Annotated in this window: 5 protein-coding genes and 1 pseudogene; 2 read left to right on the forward strand and 4 right to left on the reverse strand. The window is 65.6% G+C overall.

Translation table 11 applies throughout. The features are described 5' to 3' along the window. The first annotated feature begins 8 nt into the window (after positions 1-8). The gene (locus G6027_RS13550; protein ID WP_182637628.1) at positions 9-1,265 is read left to right on the forward strand and encodes an IS256 family transposase; all 1,257 of its coding nucleotides are present in this window, start codon (positions 9-11) and stop codon (positions 1,263-1,265) included. A 707-nt stretch (positions 1,266-1,972) separates the two neighbouring features. Here the strand turns inward: G6027_RS13550 and G6027_RS13555 are convergent. From G6027_RS13555 to G6027_RS18950, 4 genes and pseudogenes are all read right to left on the reverse strand, one after another. Beyond that, complete coding sequence (locus G6027_RS13555; RefSeq protein ID WP_182637629.1) at positions 1,973-2,998, reverse strand: alpha/beta fold hydrolase; 1,026 nt, start codon at positions 2,996-2,998, stop codon at positions 1,973-1,975. Between the two features lie 258 nt (positions 2,999-3,256). Then, positions 3,257-4,864 carry a hypothetical protein gene (locus G6027_RS13560; protein ID WP_346995734.1) on the reverse strand — a complete coding sequence of 536 codons (1,608 nt, stop codon included), beginning with the start codon at positions 4,862-4,864 and terminating at the stop codon, positions 3,257-3,259. 26 nt (positions 4,865-4,890) lie between these two features. Next, complete coding sequence (locus G6027_RS13565) at positions 4,891-5,223, reverse strand: helix-turn-helix transcriptional regulator (RefSeq protein WP_182637630.1); 333 nt, start codon at positions 5,221-5,223, stop codon at positions 4,891-4,893. Next, a pseudogene (locus G6027_RS18950) lies at positions 5,220-5,351 on the reverse strand (site-specific integrase); the annotation flags it as partial. The pseudogene G6027_RS18950 and the gene G6027_RS13565, both read right to left, overlap by 4 nt. A 295-nt stretch (positions 5,352-5,646) precedes the next feature. On the opposite strand from G6027_RS18950, the gene G6027_RS13570 reads away from it, so the two are divergent. Beyond that, positions 5,647-5,913, forward strand: coding sequence for a hypothetical protein (locus tag G6027_RS13570; RefSeq protein WP_182637631.1), 267 nt, complete (start codon positions 5,647-5,649; stop codon positions 5,911-5,913). Positions 5,914-6,115 lie beyond the last annotated feature (202 nt).

The following is a 6,115-nucleotide window of genomic DNA, read 5'->3' on the forward strand; positions in this document are numbered from 1 at the left end:
ACCACGCGATGACCCAGTCCCATTCTGGCGCACACGCCCAGCTCGACGCACTGCTGGCCGCCGATCCGCAGGCCATGTTCGCCGAGCTGGTGCGGGCCGGCCTGCAGGCGCTGATTGAGGCCGAAGCCGCGGCGAAAATCGGCGCCGACCGCTACGAACGCACCGAAGGCCGCACGACCCACCGCAATGGGCATCGCCCGAAGACGATCTCGACCCCGGTGGGCGACATCGAGGCACAGATTCCAAAGCTACGGGCAGGATCGTTCTTCCCGGCCCTGCTCGAGCGTCGCCGGCGGATCGATCGGGCCCTGTACGCGGTGATCATGCAGGCCTACGTGCACGGCGTGTCCACTCGGGCCGTGGACGACCTCGTCCGCGCCCTCGGTGTGGATACCGGTATCTCCAAGTCGGAAGTCTCCCGCATCTGCGCCGACCTGGACGCCGAGGTCGAGCAGTTCCGCACCAGGACGCTGACCCACACCGAATTCCCCTACGTGTTCGCCGACGCCACCTTCTGCAAAGTCCGGATCGGAGCGCACGTGGTCTCTCACGCCCTGGTCGTGGCCACCGGGGTCTCCATCGACGGCACCCGCGAAGTGCTCGGCACCGCCGTCGGTGACAGCGAGTCGTTCGAATTCTGGTCGGAGTTCCTGCGCTCGCTCAAGGCACGTGGCCTGACCGGAGTGCATCTAGTCATCTCCGATGCCCACGCCGGCCTCAAAGCGGCGGTGGCGCAGCAGTTCGTTGGCGCCTCGTGGCAGCGGTGCCGGGTCCATTTCATGCGCAACCTGCACGGAGCCGTGGCCTCCAAGCATGCCCCCGCGGTGACCGCGGCGGTCAAGACGATCTTCGCCCACACCGACCCCGGCGATGTGGCCGAGCAGTGGGACCAGGTCACCGCCACATTCGCCGACTCGTTCCCCAAGGTCACCGCCATGATGCGGGAGGCCAAGACCGATGTCCTGGCGTTCACCGCGTTCCCGCAGGGGCACTGGCAGAAGATTTGGTCCAACAACCCGATCGAACGCCTGAACAAGGAGATCAAGCGCCGCGCCGACGTCGTGGAGATCTTCCCCAACCCGGCCGCATTCCTGCGCCTGGCAACCTCAGTGGTGATCGATCAGCACGACGAATGGCAGGTCTCCCGCCGCTACCTGTCAGAGACCTCGATGGCGCAACTCCGACGCGTCATCGCCGCGAAGCAACACGCCCTCGACGCCGGTGGCGACTACGATCAGCAACGACTCGTTGATCACTGCGCCTGACTAGACGCCGATCCGAATCCCACCACCCCACGGGGCACTATCGCCGCCAGGGGTAGGGCGTAGATCAGTGACCCCCAGAAACCGTCGACAGTCGATAGACCGATGATCGATAGTCCTGCAAGTATGGCCACGGCCGTCCAGGAGACCCACCTACGGCGGGCGAATGCCGCAACTGCAGGCGGTGCCGTCAGCAGGAATCCGAGTCCAAGGATGGGCCAGGCTCCCAGGACGTCCACTATGCGGTCAGTGCACTCGTAATCGCCGTCGCTCTCATTTATTTTTGCGCATGCCATCGACAGATCGGACATGGTCCACGTCGTGGATAACCACAGCGTGAAAGTGAGTGCAGCTAGAGATGTGACCCACCAGAGTGCTCTAGCCATTTCCGCACAATATCCTGCGGTTCTCTTTATGGGCGGGGAGCGCCCACGCAGCCGTTTCTACTGGACAGTCTGCGTATCAAGTTCGTGCGTATTGGAGTTGGTAGGCGGGGCGATCCTGGGTAATTCTTCCGCGCACGTTCTTACGCCGAGGCAGGCTGCTCACAACGTGCGGGCGGCACTGGTCGCGTGGCGAGATGGCGGTGTCGCGGTGGAGGATCATCTGAGGAGACGGGCGGTATCGGTGCCGCGGGAGGGTGTCCCGTTGGTGACGTCGGTCTTCGCTGCCTGGCGGGTATGGGGATGACGAACCACGAAAGCCGTGTGTCAGTTGCTAGACACTGCTCCGCGTGCCGGCACTGCCCCGAGCGCGCCCACGATCGGCGTGGTGGGCCAGCAACGCGGGGTGACGGCGTTGTCCGGGTTCAGCGCGTTGAGCACCAGATCCACGGTCTGGGGATCGGCGTACAGCGCGGCATGATCAGCACCGTTCTGGCGGCACGTGTTCTGGAGAACGTGCGTCGTCACGCCCGGGTGGTCCCCTGCGGGGAAGCTCATCTCGGGCTGGACGAGCCCGTCGAGGGCCGAGGCGATGAGCGTGTAGCGGGTGCCGTCGTGGAACGGGGATCCGCCATTGAAGAGGAGCTGGCCTATCGGGGAATGCTGATTGATGTCGAGCATTGATGGGAAGGGCATCGGTAGTGGGCCGTCGGGGAGGTTGCGTGAGTTCTCGGCGGCCAGGCCCTCGAGGTCCACCACGGTGGCGAGGGAGGCCAGACCTGGGAGACCTGCTTCCGCGGTCCCGCCGGCGAAGCCCCCGAGCGACGCCACAGTGGAAATCCGGTCTGGGCGGGTGACCTTGGCCAGGTGCATCCCCACGGTCACCCCCTGAGAGTGGCCCACCACATCGGCCTGATCGGCCCCTGTGGCATCGAGGACGCGGTCAAGATAGGCGGTCATCTCGTCAACATGCTCGGCCATTCGTAGGGTCGCGCCAATTCCGGGGAACAGCGGGGTGGCGCCGTAGGTGGGCGCGAACACGCAGTAGCCCTCGTTGAGTAGTGCCGGCGCGATCGTTCCCCAGTTGTTGACCCCGTTCGCGCCCGTTCCGTGGAGGAGGATCACCGGACGGGGGTGCTCAGGCGAGGGCTGGCAGGACCAGTCGTCAACGCCCGGCCACGGCTGCCCTGGGTGCGTGATCTGATACACCCCACCCACTTCGGCTGTATAGGTGACCGGCTGGGATGGCCGAGTGGCGGGGTTGGTCGCCAAGGCGGTTGGTGCGGCGACCAGCGAGGTGGTCGCTGCGGCCACTGCCGCCAGGAGGGTGGCGGCGAAGCGGGCACGAGGCATCGAGGTTCTCCTTGTCGGCGCCTGACACAGCGCAATGTGACTGGTGTCACCCTATTCGGCACCGCTCGTTCTCGGGGCAACCACCGTATGCCCGGCGAGTTCGCTTCGACTGGCCGTCATTGCCGCTTCAACGAGGGTCAAGAAGTTGCCGCCAATGTGTGAAGCCCGAAAGTCCCAACAAAAAGTGGGCGCCGATCCGCGCATCGAAACGGCATCGCCGCAGGTGAGGATTGTCTACTTTGGCATTGCCGCAATCCGCTACCTCAGGGCAGTTTGCTGACGAGAGCGCCTCGCCGATCCCCATTCCGGCGCAGATGGTGCCTCTGGGCAGCTTGGGCGGGGTGGGATGAGGTCGATGGTTTCAGTGGGGAAGGGAACGGCCGACATAGCGGGACCATTGTTCCGCTGCCTTATTGGCGTGGAGGAAGGCGACCTGGTGGCTGTGGCCCAGGGCGTCGGCGACGAGTGAGGGTGGGCATTCGAGGACGAGTTCGGCCAGGGCTCGGTTGCGTGTTCCGCGCAGGTTGACGCCGAGGCTTCGGAGCCGGTCGGCGACGGTGGTGGGGTGGAGGTGTCGTCCGGCGAGAGTGCCGGGCAGCAGCCAGGGGCTGTCGTCGCTGGCGCCGGTGCGCAGGTTCGGGCGCGTGGCCAGGTGGGTTCGCAGGAGTCCGGCGAATGGTTCGGGCACGTCGGTGGGACGGGGGCCGAGTGCGATCGCCATACCGTCGGGCTGGTCCGTGACGTCGGAGACTTGCAGGGTGACGATTCTGGCGAGGGACGGGCGTAGAGGAGCAGGAGTGTGCCGGCGACGCGGTAGGGAAGTGCCTCGCTGTTACCGGTGAGGAGTTCGTAGATCCACGCGATCCGCTGGTCCTGAGTCAACGACGGGCTGCTGCGGGCGGCACGGTGCCCAACGGTGACGGTCGTGTTGAGTCGGGCCTTCTTAGCGACGACGAAGAAGGTCCGGATCAGTTGTCGGGTACTGGGCCCGGTGGCGAGCCACTCGTCGATGTCGGGCTGGGTGCAGGTCGCGGCAGTGCGTCCATAGGTCGTTTGCAGCCAACTCAGGAACTTGATGGTCTCGGTATTCTCCTGTTTAGCCGAATGGATCGGTGCCCGGGTGGGCGTCCCAGCGGCAGCTTTGTCCCGGATGCGGCGCAGGTGGTGCCAGGTCGCGAAGCGATGGACGGGCTGGCGGACCTCCTCGGCCGAGCCGTCGAGCTTCGCGGCGATCCGGTGTTCGAACTGCGGCAAGTAGGGATCCCGTGGAGGCAGGAGATCGTGGTGCTGTAGCAGTGCACGAAGATGTTCGGCCGGATTGCCGCCGACGGTGTCGAGTCCTTCGTGGGTGCAGGGGATCGACCCCTCACCGAGCCCGGTGAGCAGCCTCTGCACCTTGGGTGAGCGTTTCCAGGTGATGATCGATTCGGGCCGGTCGGCGGCGCACAGGGCGTCGATGAGACCGGCCAGTGGGGGATTCTCGGGGGCGCCGCCGAGCAGTGCGTGCAGGTCCTCGCGCAGCACGCAGCGGGCGCACAGGTTGCCGCGGTGATGGCCTGCTTCGACGCCGCAGCGCTGGCAGTGGAAGTCGATGTCGATGCCGGCGCAGGTACCGCCGACCGGCTCGCCGTCGGCTACTGGCGGGCCGGGCAGGAGCCGGTCCAGGCAGCAGTTCGGGCAGGTGCCGTGGGTGTGGATCGCGGTGTTGTAGCAGGTGAAGCACAGGCGCCCCTCGGGCCAGCGCGCCGCAAGGCGCGGGATGTTGCGGCCACACCGGGCACAGGGGTCATCCCGGGAGCTGGCCGCACGTGGTCGTCGCCCGCGTCGGGTGGAACGAGGGGACAGGCCGTCAGGGGTCGTGGTCACTTGATTGTCCTCCTCGTGGGCGGGGGCTATTCGTCGAGGATGTTGGCGCGGCGTGGCCGGACGGACCGGTCGAGGTCGACGACATTCGCTGCCGGGATGGTGCCGGTCTTGCGGGCGCGGGCGTTGGCGGCGGTGACGGTGAGCAGGTCGTCGGGCCCGCAGTCGAAAATGTCGCAGAGAGCGGCAACGACTTGCAGGGAGATGCGTTCGGGGCGCTGGGCAACCAGTCGGTTGACCTTCGGCCGGGAGAGGGTGATGTCGCGTTCGGCCAGGTGCGGGATCAGTTCGGTGGTGTTGTGCATGCCGCGTGCGGCCATAAGCTCGGCCAGACGCCAGCGGTAGTCGACGGTGCGCTTCATGATGGTCCGCTCCGATCGTCGGGTGACAGTGCTTGATTCATCGCGCGGTCGAGCGCGGCGCGGAGGGTGGAGCGCCGGAACCCATCGGAGGTGAACTGGTAAATCCCGGTGGTCGAGGCGTACTCGTGGTCGGGACCAGGATCATTGCCGGGCGCGAATGGGGAGTTAGAAGTACGAGGGATGATTCATCTGATGCAATACGCAGACTATTACTGGTCAGGTGTCGGGTTCTGTGTGGTCGAGTTCGTAAGGCTGGCCGGGATCTGGAGAGTCAGATGCGGCCGCATTGGCAGCGCAACCACGAAAAGACTGTCAGGCCGGCCCCCGCGTGGTGTCCCATCGCATGGCGGTCGCCGTACTATTCGTTGGGCAATAGAGCGCGCCGACCGCGACGCGATCTTTGGAGTCAAACGAGGTGTAGATGTGCCGGGACAGATCACCGATGAAGGGTCGAACGGTCCGCGACGGTACTGGCGGATCGAGACCGTGGTGTGGGCTGATGACGCCCAAGTCGAAAGCCTTTGCGACGCAATCGCCCGGGTGCTCTGCCCGGACCCGGGACACCAACCGCCATGTGTCATTCCGTGGGAAATCGGCCGGTCTGAGCTCGCTGCCTCGGACCAGGCCGTGCACAGCCTGCGCGAGCAGGTCGAGATTGAGTACCCGCAACAGAACGCGGGTGAGTCGTGACTTCGGCATCCCTACGTCCCCACTGACCAGGTTCTGAGGTATCGGGTTTCCTGGAGGATTCCGGGGTAGGCGCTCCAAGTGGCGCCGCTGATGACCGCGTGGAGTTCGGTGGTTTGAGCTCGGTATCCGAACTGGGTTGCAGTGCGGACCAGCTGTCCGCGTACACCCTGATATGTGGCTCTTCGCATCTGAGTGTGGGTGA

The sequence above is a fragment of the Dietzia sp. SLG310A2-38A2 genome (assembly GCF_014145095.1).
Taxonomy (GTDB): Bacteria; Actinomycetota; Actinomycetes; order Mycobacteriales; family Mycobacteriaceae; genus Dietzia.